The sequence below is a fragment of the Marinobacterium sp. xm-a-127 genome (genome assembly GCF_013283425.1).
GTDB lineage: Bacteria > Pseudomonadota > Gammaproteobacteria > Pseudomonadales > Balneatricaceae > Marinobacterium_E.
This window is the reverse complement of sequence record NZ_WBYH01000007.1, coordinates 1-26193: the sequence shown is the minus strand read 5'-3', so window position 1 is coordinate 26193 and position 26193 is coordinate 1. Positions and strand designations below refer to the sequence as shown.

Sequence of the window (26193 nt, the reverse complement as noted above, 5' to 3'; positions counted from 1 at the left end):
TAACTGTAATAACCTTAAATTAACTAAATCGGAGAAAAACGATGGAAATGGCATTGCTGTACATTGCTGGTGCACTGATGATGGGTCTAGGCGCTGTAGGCGCTGCGGTCGGTATCGGCGTTCTAGGTGGCAAATTCCTTGAAGGTGCTGCTCGTCAGCCAGAACTGATCCCACTACTACGTACTCAGTTCTTCATCGTAATGGGTCTTGTCGACGCTGTTCCTATGATCGGTGTTGGTCTTGGTCTATACGTACTGTTCGCTGTTGCTGGCTAACAAGTAGTTTTTTAACTAGATACCCCATGGGTTTCACTACTTTTAATCAGACAACCGCGAGGATAATGGCGTGAATATCAATCTCACCATCATTGGTCAGGCTATCGCGTTCTTCATCTTCGTCGTATTTTGTATGAAATACGTATGGCCACCACTAACAAGTGCACTGGCTGAACGTAAGAAGAAGATTGCAGATGGTCTTGATGCGGCAGAACGCGCTGAGCGCGATCTGAAGCTAGCTCAAGAGAAAGCGACAGATAATCTGCGCGAATCTAAAGAGCAAGCAGCTGCCATCATTGAACAGGCCAACAAGCGGGCTAACCAGATTGTTGACGAAGCTAAAGAGCAAGCGCGCGAAGAAGCTAATCGCGTTAAAGCTGCTGCTGAAGCGGAAATCGAACAAGAGATCAACCAAGCGAAGGAAGCTCTTCGTGCACAGGTTGCAGCACTAGCACTAGCTGGCGCTGAAAAAATTCTGGAAGCCTCTGTTGACGAGAAAGCACACGCACAGTTAGTTGAAAAACTAGCTGCGGAGCTTTAAGCGAGGTTTACGATGGCTGAACTCAATACAGTCGCTCGGCCCTACACAAAAGCTGCATTTGAATATGCAGCTAGCAAGGGCAGCCTCGATCAGTGGGCTAACATGCTGTCAATCGCTGCCTCTTGTGTAGCGGATGCGACAGTAGCCCAGGTGCTGGCAAACCCAGCCCTAACGTCTGAGCAGAAAGCTGGGACGCTGAATGGCCTTTTAGAAGGCGACATCGACCAAGCGGGCCAAAACTTTATGGCTCTATTGGCAGAAAATCAGCGCTTGGCTCTGTTGCCAGAGATCGCTGCACAGTTCAAAAAGCTGAAGTCAGCTCAGGAAGCTTCAATTGAAGTGGATCTGACAACTGCCTTCGATCTTGCTGATGAACAGCAGCAGAAATTGGCTAAGGCGCTTAGCACCAAGTTGGGTCGTGAAGTAGCAGTCACTGCACAGGTAGACAAGTCTATCCTAGGCGGTGTAATTGTTCGTACAGACGACCTTGTGATCGACGGTTCGGTTCGTGCTCGACTTGCGAAACTGGCCGAAGCGATGAATTCCTGAGAATGAGGAATAGAAATGCAGCAACTGAATCCATCTGAGATCAGCGAGATTCTCAAGAAGCGCATCGAGTCACTTGATGTGTCTTCAGAAGCCCGTAACGAGGGCACAATCGTTAGCGTATCCGATGGTATCATCCTGATCCACGGTCTAGCTGACGTAATGTACGGCGAAATGATCGAGTTCCCTGGTGGCGTCTACGGTATGGCGCTTAACCTTGAGCGTGACTCTGTCGGTGCCGTAGTTCTTGGTGATTACCAAGGTCTTAAAGAAGGCATGACGGCTAAATGTACTGGCCGTATCCTTGAAGTACCAGTAGGTCCTGAGCTACTTGGTCGCGTTGTAGACGCACTAGGTAACCCAATCGACGGTAAAGGTGCTATCGACGCAAAAATCACAGACGCAGTAGAGAAGGTAGCGCCAGGCGTTATCGCTCGTCAGTCTGTTGACCAGCCAGTTCAGACTGGTCTGAAAGCGATCGATGCAATGGTACCAATCGGCCGTGGTCAGCGTGAGTTGATCATCGGTGACCGTCAGATCGGTAAGTCGGCAATTGCGATCGACGCGATCATCAACCAGAAAGGTACTGGTATCAAATGTATCTACGTAGCAGTGGGCCAGAAACAGTCTACTATCGCTAACGTAGTACGTAAGCTTGAAGAGCACGGCGCAATGGATCACACGATCGTTGTAGCAGCGGGTGCAGCAGATCCTGCAGCAATGCAGTTCCTAGCTCCATACGCAGGCTGTGCAATGGGTGAGTACTTCCGTGACCGCGGTGAAGACGCACTGATTATCTACGATGACCTAACTAAACAAGCTTGGGCTTACCGTCAGATTTCACTTCTTCTTCGTCGTCCACCAGGTCGTGAAGCATACCCAGGTGACGTATTCTACCTACACTCACGCCTACTAGAGCGTGCAGCGCGTGTTAACGCTGACTACGTAGAAGAGTTCACTAAAGGTGAAGTTAAAGGACAAACAGGTTCATTGACTGCTCTACCTGTAATCGAGACTCAGGGTGGCGACGTTTCGGCGTTCGTACCAACCAACGTTATCTCGATCACAGACGGTCAGATCTTCCTTGAAACTGGTATGTTTAACTCAGGTATTCGTCCTGCGATCAACGCAGGTCTGTCAGTATCACGTGTAGGTGGTGCGGCTCAGACTAAAGTCATCAAGAAATTGGGTGGCGGTGTACGTCTAGCACTTGCACAGTACCGTGAATTGGCAGCGTTCTCGCAGTTTGCTTCAGACCTTGACGAAGCGACTCGTGCACAACTAGAGCACGGTCAGCGCGTTACAGAACTGATGAAGCAGAAGCAGTACTCTCCAATGTCTGTCGCTGAGATGGGCTTGAGCTTGTACGCTGCGAACGAAGGCTTCCTGAGCGACGTAGAATTGAACAAAATCGGTGCATTCGAAGCTGCATTGGTTGCATACTTCAACTCGGAGCATGCTGACCTGATGGCTAAAGTGAATGAATCAGGCGATTACAATGACGAAATCGCTGCTGGATTCAAAGCTGGCATCGAGAAGTTCAAATCTACCCAGACTTGGTAAGCGCTCGAGTTATGAGCAGAACGGCTGAACAGACTCTGTTCAGCCGATACTAAGTCAAGGAATAGAGGCGGATTTATGGCAGTCGGAAAAGAGATTAAGACGCAGATCGCGAGTATCGGTAGCACACGTAAGATTACCAGCGCCATGGAAATGGTTGCTGCATCTAAGATGCGCCGTGCCCAAGATCGCATGGAGTCTTCTCGTCCATACGCACGCAGTATCCGTGGTGTGATTCAGCACTTAGCGAAAGCTAACCCTGAATACAAACACCTTTACATGCAGAACAACGACCTGAAACGAGTAGGTTTCATTGTTGTCGGTTCTGATCGCGGACTCTGTGGTGGCCTGAACGTTAACTTGTTCAAGGCTGCTATTGGCAAAATGAAGGAGTTCAATTCACAGAATGTCGAGATCGATTTCTGTGCAATTGGTGGTAAAGCAGTTAGCTTCTTCCGTAACTACGGCGGTAACGTTAAGGCAGCAACAAGCGGCCTAGGCGATGCACCAGAGTTGGAAGCGCTAATCGGTTCAGTAAAAGTGATGCTTGATAGCTTCAACGAAGGCAAACTTGACCGTCTATACGTGGTATCGAACGAGTTCGTTAACACCATGACGCAAAAGCCGACTATTGAACAGCTTCTGCCCCTTCAGGCTGAAGAAGACGACGACACTCTCAACCACCACTGGGATTACATCTACGAGCCAGATGCTCGTGATCTACTAACAGGTCTTTTGACTCGTTACGTTGAATCAATGGTGTACCAAGCAGTTGTTGAGAATAACGCCTGTGAACAGGCAGCGCGTATGTTGGCAATGAAGAATGCAACCGACAACGCCGGCAACCTAATCGACGAGCTTCAGTTGATCTACAACAAAGCGCGTCAGGCAGCGATTACACAGGAAATTTCTGAAATCGTAAGTGGTGCTGCTGCTGTTTAAAGCAGTTAACAGGCTAATAAGTTAAGAGGATCCGAACATGAGTAGCGGACGTATTGTTCAGATTATCGGTGCAGTCGTTGACGTGGAATTCCCACGTGAAGATGTACCGAAGGTTTATGACGCACTAAACGTCACTAAAACCAACCTGACACTAGAAGTTCAGCAACAGCTGGGTGACGGTGTCGTACGTACTATCGCAATGGGTCAGACTGAAGGTGCAAGCCGTGGTCTGGACGTTGTAAACACTGGTGCTCCAGTATCTGTACCTGTAGGTACAGCGACCCTAGGTCGTATCATGGACGTACTAGGTAACCCAATCGATGAGTGTGGCCCGATCGGTGAAGAGGAGCGTTACCCAATTCACCGTAAAGCACCTTCTTACGCAGACCAAGCAGCGACTAACGAACTGCTTGAGACAGGCATCAAGGTAATCGACCTTGTTTGTCCTTTCGCTAAGGGTGGTAAAATCGGTCTGTTCGGTGGTGCCGGTGTAGGTAAAACCGTAAACATGATGGAGTTGATCAACAACATCGCAACTCAGCACTCTGGTCTATCTGTATTCGCAGGTGTAGGTGAGCGTACTCGTGAGGGTAACGACTTCTACCACGAAATGCAGGAAGCAGGCGTAGTAAACGTTGAGCAGTTCGACAAGTCGAAAGTAGCGATGGTTTACGGTCAGATGAACGAGCCACCAGGTAACCGTCTACGTGTAGCGTTGACTGGTCTTACAATGGCTGAGAAGTTCCGTGACGAAGGTCGTGACGTACTTCTATTCGTCGACAACATCTACCGTTACACACTTGCGGGTACAGAGGTATCAGCACTGCTAGGTCGTATGCCTTCAGCGGTAGGTTACCAGCCAACTCTTGCAGAAGAGATGGGTGTACTTCAGGAGCGTATCACGTCGACTAAGACTGGTTCGATCACTTCTATCCAGGCGGTATACGTACCAGCGGATGACTTGACTGACCCATCACCAGCGACAACCTTCTCGCACCTTGACGCAACAGTCGTACTGTCTCGTCAGATCGCAGAGCTAGGTATCTACCCAGCGGTAGACCCACTAGACTCTACTTCTCGTCAGCTTGATCCGCTAGTAATCGGTTCTGAGCACTACGAGACTGCACGTGAAGTGCAGGGTGTCCTACAGCGCTACAAAGAGCTTAAAGACATCATCGCGATCCTAGGTATGGACGAACTTTCTGAAGAAGATAAGCAGACGGTAGCACGCGCTCGTAAGATCCAGCGTTTCCTATCTCAGCCATTCTTCGTAGCAGAAGTCTTCACTGGTGCACCAGGTAAATATGTCTCTCTTAAAGACACTATCAGTGGCTTTAAAGGCATCCTGAACGGTGAATACGACTCTCTACCAGAGCAGGCGTTCTACATGGTTGGCGGCATCGACGAAGCAGTCGAAAAAGCCAAAGGCATGTAATCCCTTAAGCGGAACCTGAAGAGGTAATTGAAATGGCTATGACTGTTCATTGTGACATCGTAAGTGCAGAGGAAGAGATCTTCTCTGGCCTTATCGAATTCGTCTCTGTGAGAGGTAGCCTGGGTGAGCTGGGTATCTACCCAGGTCACACTCCGCTTTTGTCGGAAATCAAACCAGGCCCTGTCGAGCTTCGCAAGCAGGGCGGTGAAGAGGATATCTTCTACGTATCTGGCGGCTTCCTAGAGGTTCAACCACACAAGATTACTGTGTTGGCTGATACTGCACTACGTGCGGGTGACCTTGATGAAGCAACCGCTGTAGAAGCACAGAAGCATGCTGAACAAGCAATGGCTGACAAGCAGGGTGAGTTCGAATACTCACGTGCTGCGACTCAGCTTGCTGAAGCAGCTGCACAGCTTCGTACCCTCGATGCAATTCGCCGCAAACTCGGCAAATAAGATCTACACGATCAAAAAAGGCAGCTTCGGCTGCCTTTTTTTGTGCTTTGAAAAAGCACCGTGTCTGACCTTTAGTCTGACACGACTCAGGAGTTACGCTACAGTCTCTGGTAGACGCTGACAAAGCCGATGACAGGCTGAAAGCCTGTCACGGTCACTCCGTAGCTGGTTTAGTACACAGTGACAGGCATTCAGCCTGTCATCTGCACTCATAAGCTACCTCTCATCTGAACTAAAACACATACGCTGGCGTACACAACGACACCTGCTTTATTTTTCAGAGGTTTAGATGTCACAAAAGCTAGCACACGCCGGCCTGTCAGAAGAGGCGATTTCGCGAGTCATTGAGATGGCTTGGGAAGATCGCACACCCTTTGAAGCGATTGAGGGGTTGTACAGCTTGTCAGAGCCACAAGTGATCAAGTTGATGCAGCGTGAGATGAAGCCCAGTTCGTTTCGTATGTGGCGTGAACGGGTCTCTGGTCGCAACACTAAACATCTTAAAAAGCGTCCAGAAGGGATTGATCGCGGCTACTGCTCTCGCCAGTACAAGATGGTTAGTAAGCCTAAACGTTAAAGCAGGCGCCAGAGTGTATCGAATATGATCTGCTGTGCTGCTGCTACTTCACTTGAATCGATAACCACCGCAGTTGGGTAGTTATCAGACGCTAAAGAGATGATGGCAATTTTTGGTGGATAGATCGCTATATAAGCGGCGTCTACTGGCCCCTCGGTTTTGATCCATTTACGTTCTGACAGATCAGCACTTTCACCCCCATCCCCAATCGCAATAACCCGTACCTTGATCTTTCGAGCAACACGCTGCGCCGTGAAGTTTGGGAAAGGGCGGTAGAGGTGCTTTCGAATCGGTTTTGATGAGAAGACAGAGTAGATCGGTTCAGGGTTTGAGCTAACACTGTTAAGGATATCTCTGAGTACCTGCTCAATCCCCTCGTCACCCTCATACCACTGAACATTGGCTGCGCTAAAATCAGGCGAGAGTTGATGCAGCTCGGGTATGATACGACGCTTTAACTCTTCAACAGCGAGATCTAAGCGTTTACGGCGTTCTTCAGCCAGTTCTACCAACACTTCAGGCTCACGTGCTGTGAAGATGCGGCGCTTACCTTTTGGCAGATAGCTGACCACACCTAACGCCTGCATCTGCTTCAGTGCTTCATAGGTTGTGCCGCGATTGACCCCTGCACGCTCAGCAATGGTACGAATCGAACTGGGGCCAAGCGCTAGCAGGGCCTTGTAGATTGAGACGTCACGGTCGCTAAGACCGATCTCTAAAAACAGCGAATTATCCATATTTGTCAATTTTTTTATGACATTTAACCTTGCAGCAGTGTGCGCTTAGGTTAAAGTATCGTCAAGTGGATAAATTTTGTTTTTGGAAACACCCGTTAATGTCGATAGATGTAGTCATTCTTGCGGCCGGTCAAGGCAGCCGTATGAAATCTAAACTCCCTAAAGTCCTTCACCCTTTGGCAGGAAAATCGCTGGTAAAGCACGTCATTGATCAAGCGAGTCAGTTAAACAACAGCGCGATGCATATTGTGGTTGGCCATGGTGCGGATCAGGTTAAAGAGGCGTTGTCCGATCTATCTTGCCAATTTTATACACAGGCTGAGCAGCTAGGCACGGGTCATGCTGTTGCACAGGCCTCAGAGGGTCTTCGTGCTGGCGGTGTTACCTTAGTGCTTTATGGCGATGTGCCGTTAACGCCGGCGCGTGTGTTAGAGCAGATGGTACAGGTCGCTCAAACGGGTAAAGTGTCGCTTCTGACCGTTAACCTAGACGATCCGACGGGATACGGCCGTATTATTCGAAGTGCGGTTAATGATGTTGTGGGTATTGTGGAACAGAAGGATGCCAATGAAGATCAATTGGCGATCACTGAGGTAAATACTGGCATTATGGCGATGCCGACCGACCATCTAAACGAATGGCTGCCACAACTCTCTTCTGATAATGCACAGGGTGAGTACTACCTAACCGATTTGATCGCAATGGCGGCGGAGTCGGGTGTAACGGTTCAGGCACTTCATCCTACATCTGAGTTCGAAGTTCAGGGCGTGAATAATCGTCGACAACTCGCTGAATTAGAGCGTTGGTATCAACTGCAGCAGGCCAATGCTGCGATGGATGCTGGTGTGACCTTGGCTGATCCTGCACGCTTCGATGTGCGCGGGCAACTGACGGTAGGGCAAGATAGCCAGATTGACGTTAACTTTGTTGCAGAAGGCGAGGTACGCATTGGCTCAAACGTTGTGATTGGGCCTAATTGCAGCGTTAAAAATTCGATCATTGGCGATGGTGTAGAGATTCTTGCGAACACCCACATTGATGGTGCTGTCATTGCCGATGCTTGTCAGTTGGGCCCCTTTGCTCGTATCCGTCCTGGCTCACAACTGGCGGCTGGAGTGAAAGTCGGCAACTTTGTTGAGACGAAGAAAGCTCTGGTTGGTCAAGGGTCTAAATTGAACCATCTCTCTTACATTGGCGATGCACAGATTGGTGAAGAGGTAAATGTTGGTGCTGGCACCATTACCTGTAATTACGACGGTGTGAACAAATCCCTGACCGAGATTGGCGATCGTGCATTTATTGGTTCAAACAGTTCATTGGTCGCACCCGTGCAAGTGGGAGCAGGAGCAACCATCGGTGCAGGCTCCACCATTACCAGTAAAGTGGAAGAGGATCAGCTCTCCGTTGCACGTGGTAAGCAGATAAATATTTCGGGCTGGAAACGCCCAATAAAGAAAGGTTAATCGTTATGTGCGGTATTGTAGGTGCAGTCTCTGAACGCCAGGTCAGCGGTATTCTATTAGAGGGTCTTAGTCGATTGGAGTATCGCGGCTATGACTCAGCGGGCATGGCCATTCATGATGGTCAATCTGTGAATCGTCTACGCCGTATTGGCAAAGTACAGGCTCTTAAGGATGCTCAAGAAGCGTCACCGATCACAGGTACACTTGGCATTGCGCATACGCGTTGGGCCACTCATGGTGTGCCTGCAGAGCACAACGCTCACCCGCACATGTCAGGAGATAGTGTTGCTGTTGTTCATAACGGTATCATCGAAAATTTCGAAGAGCTAAAAGCTGAATTGCTTGCTGATGGTTTTCAATTCTCATCTGAGACTGATACAGAAGTAATCGCTCACTTACTTGCTAAGCTTCTTAAATCAGAAGATTCACTTCTTGCAGCCTTGCCAAAAGTCATCGCCCGTCTTGAGGGTGCATTCGCCTTGGGCGTGGTACACAAGGATCTACCAGACCAGCTCTATACCGCACGCAAAGGCAGTCCGCTGGTTGTTGGTGTTGGCATTGGCGAAAACTTTATCGCATCCGATCAGCTTGCACTGCTTCCTGTTACAGACCGTTTCATGTTTCTTGAAGATGGCGATATTGGCTGCCTGACTCGTGATGAGATTCGTGTTTGGGATGCGACAGGTCAATCGGTTGAGAGAGCAGTGTCGCGTTACGAGCACTCAGCAAGTGCAGCTGAAAAAGGCGAATTTAAGCACTTTATGATGAAAGAGATCTATGAGCAGCCGACTGTAATGGCGGATGTGCTTGAAGGTCGTTTAACCGGAGATCGTCTTCTTGAGCAGTGCTTTGGTGCAGAGGCTGCAGAACTGTTTGATAACACTAAGCAGGTTTTAATTCTTGCCTGTGGTACTAGCTATCATGCCGGTATGGTGGCGCGTTACTGGATCGAAGAATTAGCTAATTTGCCATGTTCGGTAGAGGTGGCATCTGAGTTTCGTTACCGCAAAGCCGTTGTACCCGAAGGCACTCTATTGCTGACGATTTCTCAATCGGGTGAGACCGCTGACACCTTGGCCGCACTGCGTGATATTCAATCTCGAGTGGCGGGTTCATTAGCTATCTGTAACGTTCCTGGTAGCTCGCTGGTCCGTGAATCACAACTTTCTCTGATGACACAGGCAGGTCCAGAGATTGGCGTAGCGTCTACTAAAGCGTTCACGTCACAGCTTGTTGCTCTGATGCTGACAACGGTCGCGCTGGCCCGCCGACAGGGGCTGACCGATGAGAAAGAGGCCTACATCATCCACTCACTGCGCCAACTACCTGGTTTACTTGAGCAAGTGATTGGCTTGGATGATCAGATTCAGAAGATGTCAGAAGCGTTTGCTGAGAAGCACCACTCGCTCTTCCTAGGTCGAGGCGCGCTCTATCCAGTTGCAATGGAAGGCGCACTTAAGCTCAAAGAGATCTCCTACATTCATGCTGAAGCCTACCCTGCCGGTGAGCTAAAGCATGGTCCACTGGCTCTGGTCGACAAAGAGATGCCGGTCATTGCCGTTGCCCCGCGTAACGACATGCTGGATAAGCTGAAAGCGAATCTTCAAGAAGTTCGAGCGCGTGGCGGTGAGCTATTTGTCTTCGCGGAAGAAGGTACTATCCAAGAGGAAGAGGGTATTCATGTCATTGAACTGCCCGTTGTCGATTTCTGGTTAGAACCGCTGGTTTACACCATTCCTCTTCAGCTACTCTCTTATCATGTAGCTGTTCTAAAAGGCACCGATGTCGACCAACCCCGCAACTTAGCGAAATCAGTCACCGTAGAGTAGCAAACTACCTTGGGGCTAACCGCCCCATGGCGATTAAACCACCTACAACGATGATGGCGCCGCCAAGTAGCGTCATCAGTGTGGGTACCTCGCCCAGTAGAATTAATGCAGCCAGAGTGGCAAAGAGTAGCAGCGTGTAGTTAAACGGCTGCAGGGTGCTCGCATCTGCATAGTCCATCGCTTTAATGTAAAAAAGCTGGGAGCCAATATTCATAATGGATAATGCGATTAGCAGTGCACTCTGCTCTGTCGATGGCTGAATCCACTGAAACAGGCCAAATGGCAGCGCCAGCACCAAACCTACTAGCCCCATGTAGAGGGTGTGTGTTTTGAATCCATCTCTGCCACTCAGGTATTTGGTTAGAATCGAGAAACTGGCTAATGCAATGGCGCCACTCAGCGGCATCAGTAACTCGATCGAGATACCGGCACTGCTCGGCTGAATGATAATCATCGCACCGGTAAGACCGATCAAAACCGCTATCACCCTTCTTCTCGTCAGTTCCTCTTTCAGGATAAATCGCGCCATAACCAACGTAATCAGGGGAAAAAGCGCGACGATCGCGTGTACCTTTGCCACCAACATCAGCGTGAATGACAGGTTAATAAAGATTATCTCGGTAATCGACAGCGCCGCACGACCCAGCTGCAGCATCGGCTGTGCCGATTTAAGTCCCACAACAGATTGCCGCAACCCTCCGGCAAGCATGACGGCAAACAGGGTAAAAAACAGGTATCGCACCAGTAACAACTGACTTAGGGGCAAACCCCCTACTAGCAGGTGTTTAGTGATGATGTCCTGAATAGCAAACGACAACATGGACGCTAAACAGAACAGAATACCGATGGTTGATGGTTGCATGATGGGCTTTGATACCTAGGGGATAATCTACTGAAGAGTTATAGCAAATCACCCCCTTGCCTGTCTTGAATTAACGATACTATTAACTCATTAGCAGTGCTGCATTTCCCCCTGAAGCGGTGGTGTCTTCGCAAACATGTTGCTCTTTACGGTGGTAAACCGAGTGCCCTTTAGATTTGAGAAGTGGAATGATCGCCCCCTCCCTTTGACTGAGAGTAATACGAATCTGCTTACAAAACTCTTCGTGAGCGCTAACAGATACGCCTGCCAAGTCTGCAAGCTCAGTTAACAGTCCTGGAACCAGATCGCCGGCCAAACAGATAATGGGTAGATCTTTCATGATGTCACTGTCAGGAATCTTTTTGGTTAGCAGTAGCGTTGGGTTGCCGGTTGATGCACTTGCAATGGCTTGCTGCCAAGCTTGCTCGTCGCCAGCGACTAACCAATAACCTCTAGCTGATGTGAATAGCTGATTATCTTCACCCGTAACACTAGGGCATTGTGTTAGAAGTTCACGAGCAAGAGGTTTAAATTGAGATCGCAGAGTCTGCCATGATGATTTCACCTGTTCTGCTGGTAGCAGGTCTAAGGGGTTAGGTTGATACTGACTCTCAATTTTCTCCGGTTGTGTCAGATTGACCAGATAGTTTGGCCCACCCGCTTTAGGTCCGGTCCCTGACATACCTTCCCCGCCAAAAGGCTGAGACTCGACTATAGCCCCAATCTGGTTGCGGTTGATGTAGCAGTTCCCCACGTTTAGCTCAGCACATAGCCGCTCAGTTCTGCTCTGTATGCGTGAATGCACTGCGAAGGTTAGGCCATATCCACGCGCGTTAATATCCTTGACCACATTATCAAGTTGATCCGCATCGTATGGAGCAATATGTAAAATCGGGCCAAAGCGCTCGAAGTCCAAATCATTGATACCATCAACTTCAAGCAAGGTTGGTGTCACAAAATGACCTTCGAGCTCTGGAGTTTTTGTTTGATACACAATTCTTGAGCGTTGTTCTTCAATGTAAGTATTCAACGCTTGCGCAGCTGCAGCATCAATAACAGGACCCACATCGCACTTAAGTTCGCTTGGATTGCCCACTTTTAACAGTGCCATAGCGCCGGTGATCATCTCGAGGATCTGCGAGTAAACCTCTCGCTGGACATAGAGCATACGCAACGCAGAACATCGCTGGCCGGCGCTCTGGAAGGCTGATGCCATAACCGCTTTAACCACTTGTTCTGGTAGCGCAGATGCATCGGCAATCATCGCATTCAGGCCGCCAGTTTCAGCGACCAGCAGAGTATCTGGCGCAGCGTTATGCGCAAGTGCCTTCTCAATACGTTTCGCTGTGGCTGTCGAGCCGGTAAAGATCACTGCGTTCACGTCTGGGTGTGAGACCAGTGCATTACCCTGTTGTGCGCCTGTGCCGAACACAAGTTGTACTAGGTCAGTTGGCATGCCCGCTTCTTTCCAGAGTTCTATCGCTTTGCGAGCGACTAAACTGGTCTGTTCGGCCGGTTTAGCCAACACCGCATTGCCGGCACCAACAGAAGCCGCAATTTGACCGGTAAAGATCGCCAGCGGGAAGTTCCAAGGTGAGATGCAGACAGCCACACCTCGTGCCTCAGTTTGTTGATCAAGTCCGTCGCTCTCATCGGCGTAATAACGCAGAAAGTCGACCGCTTCACGAATTTCATTGATTGCATCAGCAAGAGTCTTTCCTGCTTCTCTGGCCAGTAGAGCGAGTAACTCAGGAGTGTCGCGTTCATAAAGATCTGCGATCTGTCGCAAGAGTTTTCCTTTGAGTGGCTTGTCTGCCCAAGCCGTTTGGGCAACCTTGGCCTGATTGAACAGCTGATCGACTGAGCTCAGATCAGTCGTTTGATAGTGCCCCAATAGCTCTTGCGAGTAAGGCTCTACAACAGGGACGTCACCTGTCTCGCCCCAAATTGTCTGCATAAAGAGTGAGCGGCTTGCTAAAAGCGCATCGACTTCTGCCTGTTCGCCAAGGTCAAAACCGCGAGAGTTACTCCTATCAGTGAATATTGCGCTGCCGGGTGTTACCGCTTGCTCGATGAGTTTCTGATGCACCGGACTCGCAACGACCTGCTGTGGCGGGATAGCCTCGTCAGCAAGCTGGCTAACAAATGAGGAGTTGGCTCCATTTTCAAGCAGACGACGCACGAGGTAGGCGAGTAGATCTTTATGCGTTCCAACGGGCGCATAGATACGACAACCTGTCTGGTGCTTCTCCAAGAGCTCTTGATGCAGCGCCTCTCCCATGCCATGAAGACGTTGCATTTCGAATGCAATGCCGGCCTCTTTGGCCCAGTTGAGTACACAGGCTGCTGTCTGGGCATTGTGAGTAGCAAATTGTGGGTAGATGCGGTCGCCGTAACGCACCAGTTTGCGCGCACAGGCGAGGTAGCTGACATCGGTGTGATGCTTTGCGGTGAACACCGGGAAATGGTCCAGCCCTTGCTCCTGCGCAAGTTTGATTTCGGTATCCCAGTAGGCACCTTTAACCAAACGCACCATCAGTTTGCGATTGCTCTGATCTGCCCAAGCGTAGAGTTGATCCAGTACCGAATAAGCTTTGCGGTTGTAAGCTTGCACAACAATACCCAGACCATCCCAACCGGAAAGCTCAGGCGCTTCAATCAGGTTGCGAATGATATCGAGCGATATCTCAAGGCGTGCGCACTCTTCAGCATCAATATTGAGGCCAATATTGTGCTCCTTAGCAAGTGAGCAGAGTGACAGCATGCGCTCACTTAATTGGGTAACTGCCTCGTCCTCATTGAATAGCTCGTAACGCGGATGCAGCGCCGACAACTTTACTGAGATGCCTGGATTCTTTTCGATCTGGGTTGATTTCGACTGCTCGATCAGTGCTAGCAGGGCGTTGCGGTATGAATTGAAATAGCGATCGGCGTCGGCCTGAGTATAAGCCGCCTCACCCAGCATATCGTAAGAGAAAGTGTAACCTTGGAACTCAAGTTTGCCGGCGCGCTCTTGGGCGCTTTTAATGCTTTCACCTAGGACGAAGGCACGACCCATCAGCCGCATACCTGCACCCACTCCGATTCGCATCGCGGCGAGTATTGCGCTGCGAAGGGGTTTCATCTTGAGGCTAGCGCTGCCCAGTTGCAGTCCCATGCTGGCGCCGCGAACAAGTGCACTGGTCTGCGCCGTTTTAACGGACCAGTCGCGGTTAGCGAGCTTATCAATAATCAGTTCGTTAGCCGTCTGTTTGTCCGGTACGCGTTGGTAGGCCTCAGCCAAAGTCATCAACGATAGTCCCTCTTGCGTGTCTAAAGGATAAGCACGAAGGAATTGCTCAAGGATAGACGGCTTAAAATTGTTACGAATCGCAGTGACTAGGTTGCTCGCCACTGTCTGGAGGTCAGGCGTGACCCACTGCAGAAGTTGCTCTTTCTCGATGAGCTGTTGCAGTTGATCTAATTCTGATTGGTCGCAATAGGGTATCTGGATGTGTGTGTTTTGAGCGTTCATGTTTAGCCCCTCTAAATTGATAATGCAATTATAGATTTAGACTTATAGGGCTTCTGTCTATTTTTATAGGTATATATAGACTTTAAAACTTATTATTTGCTTTAATTTAGATAACTAATAGTTAAATAATTTTATTGGTAGGCGATATGACTAATGTGTCTTTAGATAATTATGATTTGGCGATATTAAAAACCTTAGAGCAAAACGGGCGGATAACGGTCACTGAGTTGGCTGATAGAGTGGGATTATCTAAAACCCCCTGCCAAATTCGAATGAAGCGGCTAGAAAGCAATGGAGTGATACGTGGCTATACCGTAATCATGGATTACGGACTGCTCGATACTAATCATATTGCCTTTGTGCAGGTTAAGCTCAGTGACACCAGGGCTGCTGCTCTTGCTTCATTTAATGATGCAGTTGGCGCTGTGTCTGAAATAGAGGAGTGCCATATGATGGCTGCAGACTTTGATTACATCCTTAAAGTGCGTACACGCGATATCGCGAGCTATCGAGAGGTTCTGGGTGAAACTATTTCAGAGCTACCCTATGTCTCTAGTACCTCTACCTTTGTCTGTATGGAGGCTGTTAAAGAGCATGGCCAAGTCTTTGATGGTTAGCAAATCACCTAAATTTCTCTAATTTCTAGGAAAATTGATTTTTATAATATGAATAAAAAGAATATTTTCCAGTTTCTGTTCAATAAATAGGCAAAATCACCCATCAGGTCTGTTCTATAATTGATTAACCATCAATTGATCAGATGGTCTGACCAATACGTAACTGAAATCTGTTGTCTGAATGGTCAACATTCGATAGTGTTAATGCGTTGCCAGTTGAAAAACTGCAGACACTGATCGCTACTACTTAATCGATAAAGTGGTGTGATGTTTCATTATAAGGAGAAGAGAATGAAAAAATTAGCATTGGCTGTAGCTGCAGCTTCAATGATCGCGGGTGCGGCGCAAGCTGGCAGCCACATGCCAAGCGAAGTTCGTCTTGGTGTTGCTCTAGGCTTTACAGGTCCTGCTGAATCACTTGCTGCTGATATGGCTGCAGGTGCAGAGATGGCTATGAAAGAAGTTGCTGATAGCGGCAAGCTTCTTGGTGGTGCTAAGGTTACTCCAGTTCGTGCTGACTCAACCTGTGTTGATGCTTCTGCTGCCGCTGCAGCCGCTGAGCGTCTAATCTCAGCTGAGAAAGTGGATGCGATTGTGGGTGCTCTTTGTTCTGGTGCAACGATCTCAATCCTACAGAACGTAGCGATGCCAAACGGTGTTCTTCTGTTCTCTCCTTCAGCGACTTCACCAGCGCTTTCAACTCTTGAAGATAACGGTTACTTCTTCCGTGCATCACCATCTGATGCTCGTCAGGGTCAAGTAATTGCTGAAATGCTTCAGGAGAAAGGTTACAAGTCGATCGCAATGACTTACACCAACAACGATTACGGTAAAGGCCTAGCGGACAGCATTCAGTCAAACTTCGAAGCGGCTGGCGGTAAAGTGACTATCAACACTCCACACGAAGATGGCAAAGGCGATTACGGTGCGGAAGTGGGTGCTCTTGCTCAGGCAGGTGGTGACATCCTAGTGGTTGCTGGTTACCTTGACCAAGGTGGTAAAGGCATCATTCAGTCATCTCTAGATGCGGGTGCATTTGATCACTTCTTCCTACCTGATGCGATGATCGGTGACAGCCTAACAGCTGCAATCGGTCCGGATCTAAACGGTTCAATCGGTACGGTTCCAGGTACTGACAGCCCTGGATCAGACTCTTACAAAGAGATGTTCACTGCGGCTACCGGTGCGGCACCTGGCCCATACTCTGACTACTCTTACGATGCAGCGGCTATGACGCTTCTAGCGATGCAGGCAGCAGGCACTAAAGATTCTAAAGTCGTTAAAGATCACGTCTTTGAAATCGCAAACGCTCCAGGCGAGAAAATCTACCCAGGTGAGCTAGCGAAAGGTCTTGAGATCCTAGCTAACGGCGGTCAGATTGACTACGTTGGTGCGACTGCGGTTGAGTTGATCGGCGGCGGTGAGTCAGCAGGTAGCTACCGTGAGATTCTGGTTAAAGACCAGCAGAACACAACTGTTCGTTACCGCTAAGCGATAGCGCATAAAACAGGCTCGGGGTTCACTGAATCTCGAGCCGTTTTTACATTTGAGCATTATGATTGTTGTAGAAAATCTCCATAAGCGCTTTGGCGGTGTTCATGCCGTGAATGACGCGTCCCTTCACATTAAGAAGGGCTCAATTACCGGTCTAATCGGTCCAAACGGTGCAGGTAAAACGACGCTGTTTAACGTGATCGCAGGCCACCACTCGCCCACTTCAGGTCGCATCACCCTTGATGGTGAAGACATTACCGGACTTAAGCCACATGAGCTGTTTGGTAAGGGTCTATTGCGCACCTTCCAGTTGGCTCACGAATTCTCTTCATTAACGGTTCGCGAAAACTTGATGATGGTACCACCTAATCAAGCTGGCGAAAGCTTAATGAATACCTGGTTCCGCAAAGATCTAGTGCGTGCTGACGAGCAGCGTGTGCGTGAGAAAGCGGACGAGGTGATCGATTTTCTAGAGATTGGTCACGTTGCAGATGAACTGGCTGGCAACCTGTCAGGTGGCCAGAAGAAGCTTCTGGAACTGGGTCGCACCATGATGGTGGATCCTAAAATTGTCTTCTTGGATGAGGTCGGTGCCGGTGTAAACCGTACGCTGCTCTACAAGATTGGCGATGCGATTAAAAAGCTGAATCAGGAGCGCGGTTACACATTCTGCCTGATTGAGCATGATATGGACTTCATAGCGCGTCTTTGTGACCCGGTTATCTGTATGGCGGAAGGTACTGTTTTAGCCGAGGGTACGGTTGATGAAGTTAAGAACAATGAGCAGGTGATCGAGGCTTACCTCGGTACCGGTTTGAAACATAAGCGGTAAGCGTACATGAGTTTTTTAATAGGTCAGAGTATGACCGGCGGCTACGGTGCTGCGGATATCCTCAAAGAGTGCACCATTGGTGTGGATCGAGGTGAGATCGCGGTTATCGTTGGCCCTAACGGTGCTGGCAAGTCGACGGCAATGAAGGCTACCTTTGGCATGTTGCCGCTGCGAGAAGGCCAGGTGATGTTTGATGGTGAGGACATTACCCACCTTAAACCTGAAGAGCGTGTGGTTAAAGGGATGGGGTTTGTGCCTCAAACCCACAACGTATTCACCTCGATGACGGTTGAAGAGAATCTTGAGATGGGCGCCTTCATACGTGAAGATGATATCTCCGATTCGATTGAACAGGTTTATGAACTCTTCCCCATTTTGAAAGAGAAGCGTCGCCAACCAGCCGGTGAGCTTTCAGGCGGTCAGCGCCAGCAAGTCGCGGTGGGTCGTGCCATGATGACGCAACCTAAGGTTCTGCTTCTGGATGAGCCCACAGCCGGTGTATCACCCATTGTGATGGATGAGCTATTTGATCGCATCATAGAGATTGCTCGCACAGGTGTAGCGATTTTGATGGTTGAGCAGAATGCGAAACAGGCGCTAGAGATTGCCGATAAAGGCTACGTGCTGGTGCAAGGCTCTAACCGATTCACAGATACAGGCGAAGCGTTGTTGGCTAACCCTGATGTTCGTCGCTCGTTCTTGGGGGGTTAATCGATGACTGACTTTATTAATGCCCTAATTGTTCTGGCTAACTTTATTCTTGTTCCTGCACTGACTTACGGCAGTCAGTTGGCGCTCGGTGCACTGGGTGTCACTCTGGTCTACGGTGTGTTGCGTTTCTCCAACTTCGCACACGGTGAAATGATGGCTTTTGGTACCATGATCACCATCTTTGGTACCTGGGGTTTACAGGCGCTGGGTGTCTCTATTGCACCGCTGCCAACAGCCCTGCTGGCGCTACCTTTGGGTATTGCCGGTGCTGTCGCACTCTCGTTGATCCTTGATAAAACCGTTTACAAATATCACCGCCAGCGCAAGGCGAGTCCGGTGATCTTCCTGATTGTCTCAATCGGTTTGATGTTCTTTATCGGTGGTCTGGTGCGATTCATTATCGGTCCTGGCGATCAGATCTTCTTTGACGGAACTCGTTTCATCTTCTCGGCGCGTGATTTCAAACGTGCGACGGGCCTTGATGAAGGGTTGGCTCTTAAGATGACTCAAGCGGTGACCATTATTACTGCGATTATTGTGGTAGCTGCCATGTTCTGGTTCCTGAACAAAACACGTACCGGCAAATCGATGCGTGCTTTTTCAGACAACGAAAATCTAGCACTGCTGTCGGGTATCAACCCAGATCGTGTCGTGATGATTACCTGGATCCTTGTGGGTGCGCTAGCGACCATTGCCGGTACTCTATACGGATTGGATAAGAGCTTTAAACCATTCAGCTTTATGCAGCTGCTCTTACCAATCTTTGCCGCAGCGATTGTCGGTGGGGTTGGTAACCCATTGGGTGCCATTGCGGGTGGTTACGTGATCGCCTTCTCAGAGATTGCCGTCACCTTCGCCTACAAGAAAGTCGTAACCTACTTGGGGCCTGATAGTTTCCAACCTGATTCGTTGGTTCAGCTGTTGGGCACCGATTACAAGATTGCGGTTTCATTCATCATCTTGGTTATCGTACTGATTGTGCGACCTACCGGTATTTTTAGTGGGAAGACCTTGTAATGAATCAGACATTTTTTAATCAATATCGCACTCCGATTCTCTACTCGGTGATGGCGCTTCTGCTTGTCATCGTCGGTGTGGGTCAGGGGTGGTCTGTCGCCTTTACCATTCTTAACCTCTGTTTGATCAGTGCCATCATGTCACTGGGTGTCAACATGCAGTGGGGTTATGCCGGTCTCTTTAACGTTGGTGTGATGGGCTTTGCAGCACTGGGTGGTTTGGCCGCGGTTCTGGTCTCTATGCCACCGGTTGAAGAGGCGCGTGCTGCGGGTGGTCAGGGCATTTTAGTCGGCCTGTTGATTCTAATTGCGACCATTTTCGTGTCGATCCTGGCGTGGAAACAGTTTGGGGCTAAGAGTAAGAAGACTGGCTATTGGATGCTGTTTGTCATCATAGCTGTGGGTTATGCCCTGATGCGTCTATTTTTCCTCCCTTCCGTTGAAGCAATCGAAGCGGTTAACCCCTCAGTGACTGGATATCTTGGTGGCTTAGGTCTGCCAATCATCCTCTCTTGGCCTGTGGGTATGGTGTTTGCGGCCGGTGCGGCTTACGTCATTGGTAAAGTTGCTTTGGGGCTTCGCTCTGACTACCTAGCGATTGCAACGCTGGGTATTTCTGAGATCGTTCTCTACTTCATTAAGAATGAAGAGTGGCTGACACGCGGTGTTAAAAACGTCAACGGTCTACCTCGTCCGGTTCCTTATGAGGTGGATCTACAACAGGCAACTTGGTTCCAGCAATTTGCTGCAGACTGGGGTATGGAAGTGGCAGAGGCCTCGTCTCTATTCGTTAAAGTATGTTACGCAGGGCTGTTTATCGTTGTCATTGCGATCTTGATGTACTTATCTCAGACGGCACTTAAGTCACCTTGGGGTCGTATGATGCGCGCTATTCGTGACAACGAAGTAGCCGCTGCCGCAATGGGTAAGGATGTTGTTAAACGTCACCTGACGATCTTTGTGATTGGCTCAGCGGTTATTGGCCTTGCTGGTGCAATGCTAACGACTCTGGATGGTCAGTTTACACCGGTTGGTTACCAGCCATTGCGTTTCACCTTCCTCATTTGGGTCATGGTGATCATTGGTGGCTCGGGCAATAACTGGGGTGCAGTCTTGGGCGGTTTCTTCATCTGGTTCTTCTGGATCGAAGCGGAGCCGATTGGTCTTTGGTTAGTGGATACCCTAACCTCTTTCATGGAGCCAACTCACTGGCTACGTCTGCACTTGATGGACAGTGCCGCTCACATGCGTCTGATGACGGTCGGTATCGTGCTTCTGATTGCATTACGATATGCCCCAGAGGGATTAATCCCCGAGCGAACGGCTCGTAAGCACTGATTCATAGCACTACTATGAGTGGGGTTGGGCTTCTAGTCCGGCCCCATTTTCATTTTTGTGACCTATCTTTTCTCAACTAGCGTAGACTAGGGTAATAACTTTTATTACTTGTAGGTCAATTGTGCAGCAGAAACCAGAACACTTCGGCTTTTTCCTAATGCCCGGTTTCTCGATCATCTCCTTTGCGGCGACGATTGATCCGCTGCGTCTTGCGAACCAGTTAAGTGGTCAAACTCTTTATGAGTGGCACTTTTATGGTCCAGCCGATCAGACCGTTACCTGCTCGACAGGTATGCGTTTCCAACCGACACGTCGCATGAACGATACAGAATCGATTGATCGTATGTTGGTGGTTGGCGGTATCGGTGCTCAACAAGAGTCCGAAACCTACTTGAACGATTGGCTACAGAATTTGGTTCGCAATGGTATCAGTTTAGGTGCAACCTCGACGGGCTCTCTGTTATTGGCTGAAGCCGGTGTGTTAGAGGGTAAAACCTGTACGGTCCACTGGGAGGAGCGTGATCAGCTGACGGAGCTCTACCCAGATCTTAACGTCAGTGAAGAGCTTTATGAGATTGATGGCAACCTGATGACTTGTTCTGGTGGTTTGTCGGGTTTGGATATGATTCTTCAGCTGATTACGATTCGCCATGGTGAATCTTTAGCCCACCAAGTCGCTGAGCACTGTATTCACCCCAACATCCGTCCTGCTCATGATAAGCAGCGTATGAAGCTGCAGCTTCGCCAACACGGCAGTCACCCTCGCCTGACACAAGCGCTGGAGTTGATGCGTGAGCACATTCAACCGGTTCTAAGTTGTGAGCAGATCTCCGATCGAGTTGGGCTCTCAACCAGACAGTTGGAGCGACTGTTTAGACAGCACCTGAACTCATCACCGACAAACTACTACATGAGTTTGCGTCTTGAGTTTGCACGTCAGCAGTTGAAGGCGACTCGTCTTCCGATTCAAACGGTTGCGAAAAAAGCGGGATTTACATCCACTAGCTATTTTTCACGTTGTTACAAAAAGCAGTTTGGATTGACGCCAAGAGAGGCAAGAACGGGTGTGCACCGCATGATTGAACTGGGTGAAAAAGCGTAAAAGAGAGATCAAATTTCCAATAGGCTCTGCCTCGATCTCTCTTTTTATTGTGAGCGGTTGCGACTATTTTTCGTCGAACCAACTCTCTTCATTGAAATAGGTCGAGAGCTCTTGCTCTTCGCGACGCTGCTCTATGGCTCTGCGAGCATTAAGCAGTCGCTGTGATTGACACTTTTGCTCCTCTTGCGTCTTCTCCTCTTCGAAGCCCACAAGCAGATCAAAAATTTGAGTTTTTACTGGATCTAGTTCTTCTTCACGAATCAGCATAGGTCAACCTCCTAAGCAAACGTCCATGAACGGATCGCTCATGGCTACACTGTTCTAATCTCTTTTTACTGAAAGCGTCTCAGTAATGCAACCGCGACGATTGTCGTAAAAAAGTATTACGAAAAAGTGAAACGTAAAATGCGTTAGTCAGGTCGGCGCATCATCAGGCGACGATCGTTTTGACGAAGACTTCTAAGACTGCGTTTGATCGTCTTAAGATGCTCGACGGCATTAGGTCCCAACCGCATCGCAACTCCAACAGCTATTACGTCGATGACAACAAGGTGGACCACGCGAGATGACATCAGAGTACTTAGGTCTTTGTCCTCTTCTACGTCGATAAAGATCGGTATGGTTGCCAGTTCAGCTAGTGGGGTGTTGGCTGGGCAGAGCGTGATAACGGTTGCGCCAGTATCTCTAACAAGCTTGACACTGTGTAGAAGGTCCTTGGTGGTACCCGTTTGTGAGATGGCAACCACCACATCCCCTTCGCCAAGTGTGACGGCTGAGATGGTCTGCATGTGAGGATCTGAATAGGCGGCTGCAGAGATCTTAAGGCGGTAGAGTTTGTGTTGTGCATCGGCACAGACCGGCGCAGATGCACCCAGGCCATAGAACTCCACTCGACGCGCTGAAGCGATCGCCTGAATGGCCTCCTCTAGCGCTCGGTCATCTAACTGCTCTCGTGCTTCGACCAGATTACCCATCATTGAGTCAAAGATCTTCTGCTTAAACTCTAGAACGGTGTCGTCATGGTTCATTGAGAACTGTTCGAAGGTTGAGTTACTGGCCAGCGCTTGCGCTAAGGTCAGCTTAAAATCTTGGAACCCATCGTATTGAAGCGCTCGACAGAAACGAACCACCGTTGGCTCAGAGACCATCGCTTCTGATGCCAGATCAACAATACGCATATGAATGATGTCATTCGGCTGTGCTAGAACGTAATCAGCCACTTTCTGTTCTGATTTACGCAGCTTGGCTTTGGCATCGCTGATCTGTTTAAGAAGGTTAGCTGAGTTCACGCTAGGATCCATTTCTATAGAGTGTTGCGAGATAGTATATCAAGGCATACAAATCTTGCAGTAGCTTCGGTATCCTAATAACAGATATTAGGATTTGTTGGTTCATGCGATCTATTTTTACCCTATTTTTTGTTCTATTTAGCGCGACGGCTGTGGCAGCCCCTGACCCCGCTAAACTAGACCTTGCCTCTGTCAGTGTTATGATCAAAGACCTAGACACGCAAGAGGTGCTCTATGAGCGCAACGCCGATCGCGTTCAACCGATCGCGTCGTTGACGAAGTTGATGACAGGATTAGTAACTTTAGATGGCCGCCTTCCGATGAAGGAGCGGATCACGATTGAAGTGAATCAGATACCGGAGATGCGCAATGTTCACTCTCGCATTCGTGTTGGAAGTAATCTTCCGCGAGCAGATGTACTACACATCGCTTTGATGTCATCGGAAAACCGCGCAGCGGCCACTTTGGCTCACGCTTACCCTGGCGGTGCTAAGCAGTTCATCGATAATATGAACTGGACGGCACAGGGCTTGAGTATGACCAACACGAGATTCCAGGAGCCTACCGGACTCTCCGAAAAGAACGTCTCTACTGCAAGTGATCTGATGCGTCTGCTGGAGGCGGTGAGTCTCTATCCAACTCTCTCCAAAGTAACGACCTCTTCTAAACGTGATGTGATCTTTAAACGGCCACGCACGGCCATGGCGTTTTTTAATACCAATACCTTGGTTAATAAAAAGAGTTGGTCCATTCAGATCAGTAAAACCGGTTATACCGATGATGCAGGCCGGTGTTTGGTTCTTAAAACACGCATCAAAGGTCGTAATCTAGGCATTGTCCTATTGGACTCCTACGGTAAACGCACCCACCTAGCCGATGCGCAACGCATCAAACGTTGGCTTGAAAAGGGTAGCAGCGGCAAGGTACCAAGAGGTGCTGCGAATTACCGAGATCAGAAATTAAAATCATTGATGACAGCATCGCGCTGATCCCAGAGGTAGCTATGGCTTATCGTGTCATTCCCGTCACCCCTTTTGAACAGAACTGCACTCTCTTCTGGTGTACAGAGACTAAAGAGGCGGCCGTTGTGGACCCAGGTGGTGATCTGCAAAAAATCATGGCTGCAATCGAAGAAGAGGGCGTGACGCTGACGAAGATTCTACTGACTCACGGCCATATTGATCATGCCGGTGCATCGGCCACCCTAGCAAAATCGATGGATGTTAAGATCATTGGCCCCCAGCAAGCTGATCTGTTCTGGATCGAAGGGTTAGAGCAGCAGAGTCAGATGTTTGGTTTTCAGCAGGTGCAGGGCTTTGTGCCGGATCAGTGGCTCAATGATGGTGACACCGTTATGGTTGGTAATATCACACTGGATGTCATTCACTGTCCGGGTCATACCCCAGGGCATGTGGTGTTTGTTGATCGTAAGGCAAAAATTGCTCAAGTGGGCGATGTCCTGTTTAAGGGTTCGATTGGTCGTACCGACTTCCCGCAAGGCGATCATGCTACGTTAATCAGCTCGATCAAGGAGAAGCTGTTTCCACTTGGCGATGATATTCGCTTTATACCAGGGCACGGTCCTGAATCGACCTTTGGTGATGAGCGACTCACCAACCCCTTTGTGGCCGATCGCTGGGGCTAGTGATTCTTAGTGTTGTAGCTCGTTGATGAGGTCCATCACTTCAACGGGCAACCCCTTCTTCTGGGTAATGACGGCTTCTAGGGGTGTGGTGCTCACTGCACCTTTTGTTACCCCCACCATCACATCCGTTTTCCCTTCAAGCAGTGTATGAATGGCGCAGTTACCCAGCGTAGCAGCAAGCAGGCGGTCATGCGCTGTTGGCTTTCCACCACGCTGCAGATGACCTAAAACACAGACTCTAGGGTCTTCACCTAGCTGTCTCATCTCTTCAGAGAGTTGATTAGACCAGCCACTCTTTCCAGCTTCAGCGACGACAATAATGCCACTGGAGCCAATGCCCTCTTTGCGTCGCTGTGCCAGCTGTTGGCTGATATCGGTAATATCAGACTGGTGTTCGGGAACAATGACCATTTCCGCGCCGGCGGCAATGGCAACATGACAGGCAAGCAGGCCGTAGTTACGCCCCATTACCTCAACTAAGAAGTGACGATCATGTGAATAGGCAGTATCACTGATTTTATCGATGCCTTCGACGGCGGTCGTTACAGCGGTATCAAACCCAATACTGTCATCAGTACCATAGATATCATTATCAATGGTGCCTGGTAGACCAATAACGGGAATGGAGAACTCTTGATAGAGTGCATGGGCACCTGAAAGTGAGCCGTCACCCCCAATGACAATTAATGCTTCGATGCCGTGCTTCGAGAGAATATCGAAAGCGCGTTGTCGTGTGGCCGGTTCATGAAACTCAAGACAGCGAGCACTCTTTAGATAGGTTCCCCCTCTATGACAGAGTCCACTGACACTTTTGGAATTAAGTGTTTCGAACTCCTCATTCAGCAATCCTGCATATCCACGATGAATACCGATCACCTCAATACCAAAAGAGGTCGCCGTTCTAACCAATGCCCGAATAGCAGGATTCATTCCAGGTGAATCTCCGCCACTGGTTAAGATGGCAACTTTAGAAAAGGAAGTAATGTGGGAGTACTGAGGTAACTGATACATAAAGAGTCCAAAAGTGCTTATCCCTGAATACTAGCGATAATTTGGGTAAAAAATGAGCAAAAAATAGGGGCTTTTGTACAGTTAATGATCAGTTTTAATCTTTTTTTAAAAAAAGTGAAAAAAAAACAAAATAGGCGTTGACCCTAAGTCTAATATCGGTAAGATACGCACCTCGCTTGAGACGAGTACTCAAGCAGCCACCAAGAGATCGGTGGCACGCTCTTTAACAATTAATCAGGTAATGCGTGTGGGCGCTTGTTGAGGTTGAGCACAAAAGCTTAACAAGACAAGCAACCTATATGTGAATTCATTTAGCGTAATGTTTTTCTTGAGCAAGATTTAGATGGTCATTTATGACTGTCGAACTTTTTAACTGAAGAGTTTGATCATGGCTCAGAT

The 26193-nt window shown here is 49.1% G+C and carries 25 protein-coding genes; 19 read left to right on the top strand and 6 right to left on the bottom strand.

Features of this window, described 5'->3' with window-relative positions; all coding sequences use genetic code 11:
- Positions 1-41 precede the first annotated feature (41 nt).
- The 8 genes from atpE (at position 42) to XMA127_RS11095 (ending at position 6334) form a co-directional block, all read left to right on the top strand.
- Complete coding sequence (atpE, locus tag XMA127_RS11130; protein ID WP_169451839.1) at positions 42-275, top strand: F0F1 ATP synthase subunit C; 234 nt, start codon at positions 42-44, stop codon at positions 273-275.
- 70 nt (positions 276-345) lie between these two features.
- Positions 346-816, top strand: coding sequence for a F0F1 ATP synthase subunit B (locus XMA127_RS11125; protein ID WP_173482157.1), 471 nt, complete (start codon positions 346-348; stop codon positions 814-816).
- A gap of 12 nt (positions 817-828) precedes the next feature.
- Positions 829-1365, top strand: coding sequence for a F0F1 ATP synthase subunit delta (locus tag XMA127_RS11120; RefSeq protein ID WP_173482156.1), 537 nt, complete (start codon positions 829-831; stop codon positions 1363-1365).
- A 15-nt stretch (positions 1366-1380) separates the two neighbouring features.
- Positions 1381-2925: a F0F1 ATP synthase subunit alpha gene (gene atpA / locus XMA127_RS11115; RefSeq protein ID WP_173482155.1), complete on the top strand. Its 1545-nt coding sequence runs from the start codon at positions 1381-1383 to the stop codon at positions 2923-2925.
- 75 nt (positions 2926-3000) lie between these two features.
- Positions 3001-3864, top strand: coding sequence for a F0F1 ATP synthase subunit gamma (atpG, locus tag XMA127_RS11110; RefSeq protein WP_173482154.1), 864 nt, complete (start codon positions 3001-3003; stop codon positions 3862-3864).
- 37 nt (positions 3865-3901) lie between these two features.
- A complete protein-coding gene (gene atpD / locus XMA127_RS11105) occupies positions 3902-5299 on the top strand; it encodes a F0F1 ATP synthase subunit beta (RefSeq protein ID WP_173482153.1) in 1398 nt (465 codons plus the stop codon).
- A 32-nt stretch (positions 5300-5331) separates the two neighbouring features.
- On the top strand, positions 5332-5757 hold the full coding sequence (locus XMA127_RS11100; RefSeq protein WP_173482152.1) for a F0F1 ATP synthase subunit epsilon: 426 nt from the start codon (positions 5332-5334) through the stop codon (positions 5755-5757).
- Between the two features lie 289 nt (positions 5758-6046).
- Complete coding sequence (locus tag XMA127_RS11095; protein WP_173482151.1) at positions 6047-6334, top strand: TIGR03643 family protein; 288 nt, start codon at positions 6047-6049, stop codon at positions 6332-6334.
- On the opposite strand, the gene XMA127_RS11090 is transcribed toward XMA127_RS11095, so the two are convergent.
- Positions 6331-7071 (bottom strand): TrmB family transcriptional regulator, encoded by a 741-nt coding sequence (locus XMA127_RS11090; RefSeq protein WP_173484679.1) that lies wholly within the window; start codon positions 7069-7071, stop codon positions 6331-6333. The two genes, XMA127_RS11095 and XMA127_RS11090, sit on opposite strands and share 4 nt — an antisense overlap.
- A 98-nt stretch (positions 7072-7169) precedes the next feature.
- Here XMA127_RS11090 and glmU point away from each other — a divergent pair, with 98 nt between their 5' ends.
- Entirely contained in the window at positions 7170-8534 is a 1365-nt protein-coding gene (glmU, locus tag XMA127_RS11085; protein WP_173484680.1) for a bifunctional UDP-N-acetylglucosamine diphosphorylase/glucosamine-1-phosphate N-acetyltransferase GlmU, read from the top strand.
- Positions 8535-8539: 5 nt separating this feature from the next.
- Positions 8540-10363: a glutamine--fructose-6-phosphate transaminase (isomerizing) gene (gene glmS / locus XMA127_RS11080; RefSeq protein ID WP_173484681.1), complete on the top strand. Its 1824-nt coding sequence runs from the start codon at positions 8540-8542 to the stop codon at positions 10361-10363.
- Between the two features lie 4 nt (positions 10364-10367).
- Here the strand turns inward: glmS and XMA127_RS11075 are convergent, their stop codons facing one another.
- Both XMA127_RS11075 and putA read right to left on the bottom strand, forming a co-directional pair.
- Complete coding sequence (locus XMA127_RS11075; protein ID WP_173482147.1) at positions 10368-11225, bottom strand: DMT family transporter; 858 nt, start codon at positions 11223-11225, stop codon at positions 10368-10370.
- Positions 11226-11307: 82 nt separating this feature from the next.
- Positions 11308-14739: a bifunctional proline dehydrogenase/L-glutamate gamma-semialdehyde dehydrogenase PutA gene (gene putA, locus XMA127_RS11070; protein WP_173482146.1), complete on the bottom strand. Its 3432-nt coding sequence runs from the start codon at positions 14737-14739 to the stop codon at positions 11308-11310.
- Positions 14740-14885: 146 nt separating this feature from the next.
- Between putA and XMA127_RS11065 the strand changes: the two genes are divergently transcribed.
- From XMA127_RS11065 to XMA127_RS11035, 7 genes are all read left to right on the top strand, one after another.
- Positions 14886-15356, top strand: a complete 471-nt coding sequence (locus XMA127_RS11065) for an Lrp/AsnC ligand binding domain-containing protein (protein WP_173482145.1) — start codon at positions 14886-14888, stop codon at positions 15354-15356.
- 291 nt (positions 15357-15647) lie between these two features.
- Positions 15648-16847, top strand: coding sequence for an ABC transporter substrate-binding protein (locus XMA127_RS11060; RefSeq protein WP_173482144.1), 1200 nt, complete (start codon positions 15648-15650; stop codon positions 16845-16847).
- Between the two features lie 64 nt (positions 16848-16911).
- Entirely contained in the window at positions 16912-17682 is a 771-nt protein-coding gene (locus XMA127_RS11055) for an ABC transporter ATP-binding protein (RefSeq protein ID WP_173482143.1), read from the top strand.
- 6 nt (positions 17683-17688) lie between these two features.
- A complete protein-coding gene (locus XMA127_RS11050) occupies positions 17689-18393 on the top strand; it encodes an ABC transporter ATP-binding protein (protein ID WP_173482142.1) in 705 nt (234 codons plus the stop codon).
- Positions 18394-18396: 3 nt separating this feature from the next.
- Complete coding sequence (locus XMA127_RS11045) at positions 18397-19410, top strand: branched-chain amino acid ABC transporter permease (protein ID WP_173482141.1); 1014 nt, start codon at positions 18397-18399, stop codon at positions 19408-19410.
- The gene (locus XMA127_RS11040; RefSeq protein ID WP_173484682.1) at positions 19410-20747 is read left to right on the top strand and encodes a branched-chain amino acid ABC transporter permease; all 1338 of its coding nucleotides are present in this window, start codon (positions 19410-19412) and stop codon (positions 20745-20747) included. Before XMA127_RS11045 ends, XMA127_RS11040 begins: the two co-directional genes overlap by 1 nt.
- Positions 20748-20868: 121 nt before the next feature.
- Positions 20869-21849 (top strand): GlxA family transcriptional regulator, encoded by a 981-nt coding sequence (locus XMA127_RS11035; protein ID WP_371731475.1) that lies wholly within the window; start codon positions 20869-20871, stop codon positions 21847-21849.
- Between the two features lie 63 nt (positions 21850-21912).
- On the opposite strand, the gene XMA127_RS11030 is transcribed toward XMA127_RS11035, so the two are convergent.
- Positions 21913-22116: a PA3496 family putative envelope integrity protein gene (locus tag XMA127_RS11030; RefSeq protein WP_173482139.1), complete on the bottom strand. Its 204-nt coding sequence runs from the start codon at positions 22114-22116 to the stop codon at positions 21913-21915.
- Positions 22117-22259: 143 nt separating this feature from the next.
- Positions 22260-23138: an SIS domain-containing protein gene (locus XMA127_RS11025; protein ID WP_173484683.1), complete on the bottom strand. Its 879-nt coding sequence runs from the start codon at positions 23136-23138 to the stop codon at positions 22260-22262.
- Between the two features lie 104 nt (positions 23139-23242).
- Here XMA127_RS11025 and pbpG point away from each other — a divergent pair, with 104 nt between their 5' ends.
- Together pbpG and XMA127_RS11015 are read left to right on the top strand one after the other, a co-directional pair.
- Complete coding sequence (gene pbpG / locus XMA127_RS11020; RefSeq protein WP_173482137.1) at positions 23243-24127, top strand: D-alanyl-D-alanine endopeptidase; 885 nt, start codon at positions 23243-23245, stop codon at positions 24125-24127.
- A 14-nt stretch (positions 24128-24141) separates the two neighbouring features.
- A complete protein-coding gene (locus XMA127_RS11015) occupies positions 24142-24783 on the top strand; it encodes an MBL fold metallo-hydrolase (RefSeq protein ID WP_173482136.1) in 642 nt (213 codons plus the stop codon).
- Positions 24784-24789: 6 nt separating this feature from the next.
- Here XMA127_RS11015 and pfkA read toward each other — a convergent pair whose 3' ends face one another.
- A complete protein-coding gene (pfkA, locus tag XMA127_RS11010; protein WP_173482135.1) occupies positions 24790-25794 on the bottom strand; it encodes a 6-phosphofructokinase in 1005 nt (334 codons plus the stop codon).
- Between the last annotated feature and the right edge of the window lie 399 nt (positions 25795-26193).

Excerpts from the sequence above, each read along its gene's own strand:
- XMA127_RS11100 (WP_173482152.1), top strand. The coding sequence starts at position 5,332 with ATGGCTATGACTGTTCATTGTGACATCGTAAGTGCAGAGGAAGAGATC.
- XMA127_RS11060 (WP_173482144.1), top strand. The coding sequence starts at position 15,648 with ATGAAAAAATTAGCATTGGCTGTAGCTGCAGCTTCAATGATCGCGGGT.
- atpD (WP_173482153.1), top strand. The coding sequence starts at position 3,902 with ATGAGTAGCGGACGTATTGTTCAGATTATCGGTGCAGTCGTTGACGTG.
- XMA127_RS11095 (WP_173482151.1), top strand. The coding sequence starts at position 6,047 with ATGTCACAAAAGCTAGCACACGCCGGCCTGTCAGAAGAGGCGATTTCG.
- XMA127_RS11090 (WP_173484679.1), bottom strand. The coding sequence starts at position 7,071 with ATGGATAATTCGCTGTTTTTAGAGATCGGTCTTAGCGACCGTGACGTC.
- XMA127_RS11015 (WP_173482136.1), top strand. The coding sequence starts at position 24,142 with ATGGCTTATCGTGTCATTCCCGTCACCCCTTTTGAACAGAACTGCACT.
- XMA127_RS11045 (WP_173482141.1), top strand. The coding sequence starts at position 18,397 with ATGACTGACTTTATTAATGCCCTAATTGTTCTGGCTAACTTTATTCTT.
- XMA127_RS11030 (WP_173482139.1), bottom strand. The coding sequence starts at position 22,116 with ATGCTGATTCGTGAAGAAGAACTAGATCCAGTAAAAACTCAAATTTTT.
- atpE (WP_169451839.1), top strand. The coding sequence starts at position 42 with ATGGAAATGGCATTGCTGTACATTGCTGGTGCACTGATGATGGGTCTA.
- XMA127_RS11055 (WP_173482143.1), top strand. The coding sequence starts at position 16,912 with ATGATTGTTGTAGAAAATCTCCATAAGCGCTTTGGCGGTGTTCATGCC.
- XMA127_RS11050 (WP_173482142.1), top strand. The coding sequence starts at position 17,689 with ATGAGTTTTTTAATAGGTCAGAGTATGACCGGCGGCTACGGTGCTGCG.
- glmS (WP_173484681.1), top strand. The coding sequence starts at position 8,540 with ATGTGCGGTATTGTAGGTGCAGTCTCTGAACGCCAGGTCAGCGGTATT.
- XMA127_RS11065 (WP_173482145.1), top strand. The coding sequence starts at position 14,886 with ATGACTAATGTGTCTTTAGATAATTATGATTTGGCGATATTAAAAACC.
- putA (WP_173482146.1), bottom strand. The coding sequence starts at position 14,739 with ATGAACGCTCAAAACACACACATCCAGATACCCTATTGCGACCAATCA.
- pfkA (WP_173482135.1), bottom strand. The coding sequence starts at position 25,794 with ATGTATCAGTTACCTCAGTACTCCCACATTACTTCCTTTTCTAAAGTT.
- glmU (WP_173484680.1), top strand. The coding sequence starts at position 7,170 with ATGTCGATAGATGTAGTCATTCTTGCGGCCGGTCAAGGCAGCCGTATG.
- XMA127_RS11120 (WP_173482156.1), top strand. The coding sequence starts at position 829 with ATGGCTGAACTCAATACAGTCGCTCGGCCCTACACAAAAGCTGCATTT.
- atpG (WP_173482154.1), top strand. The coding sequence starts at position 3,001 with ATGGCAGTCGGAAAAGAGATTAAGACGCAGATCGCGAGTATCGGTAGC.
- atpA (WP_173482155.1), top strand. The coding sequence starts at position 1,381 with ATGCAGCAACTGAATCCATCTGAGATCAGCGAGATTCTCAAGAAGCGC.
- XMA127_RS11075 (WP_173482147.1), bottom strand. The coding sequence starts at position 11,225 with ATGCAACCATCAACCATCGGTATTCTGTTCTGTTTAGCGTCCATGTTG.
- XMA127_RS11040 (WP_173484682.1), top strand. The coding sequence starts at position 19,410 with ATGAATCAGACATTTTTTAATCAATATCGCACTCCGATTCTCTACTCG.
- pbpG (WP_173482137.1), top strand. The coding sequence starts at position 23,243 with ATGCGATCTATTTTTACCCTATTTTTTGTTCTATTTAGCGCGACGGCT.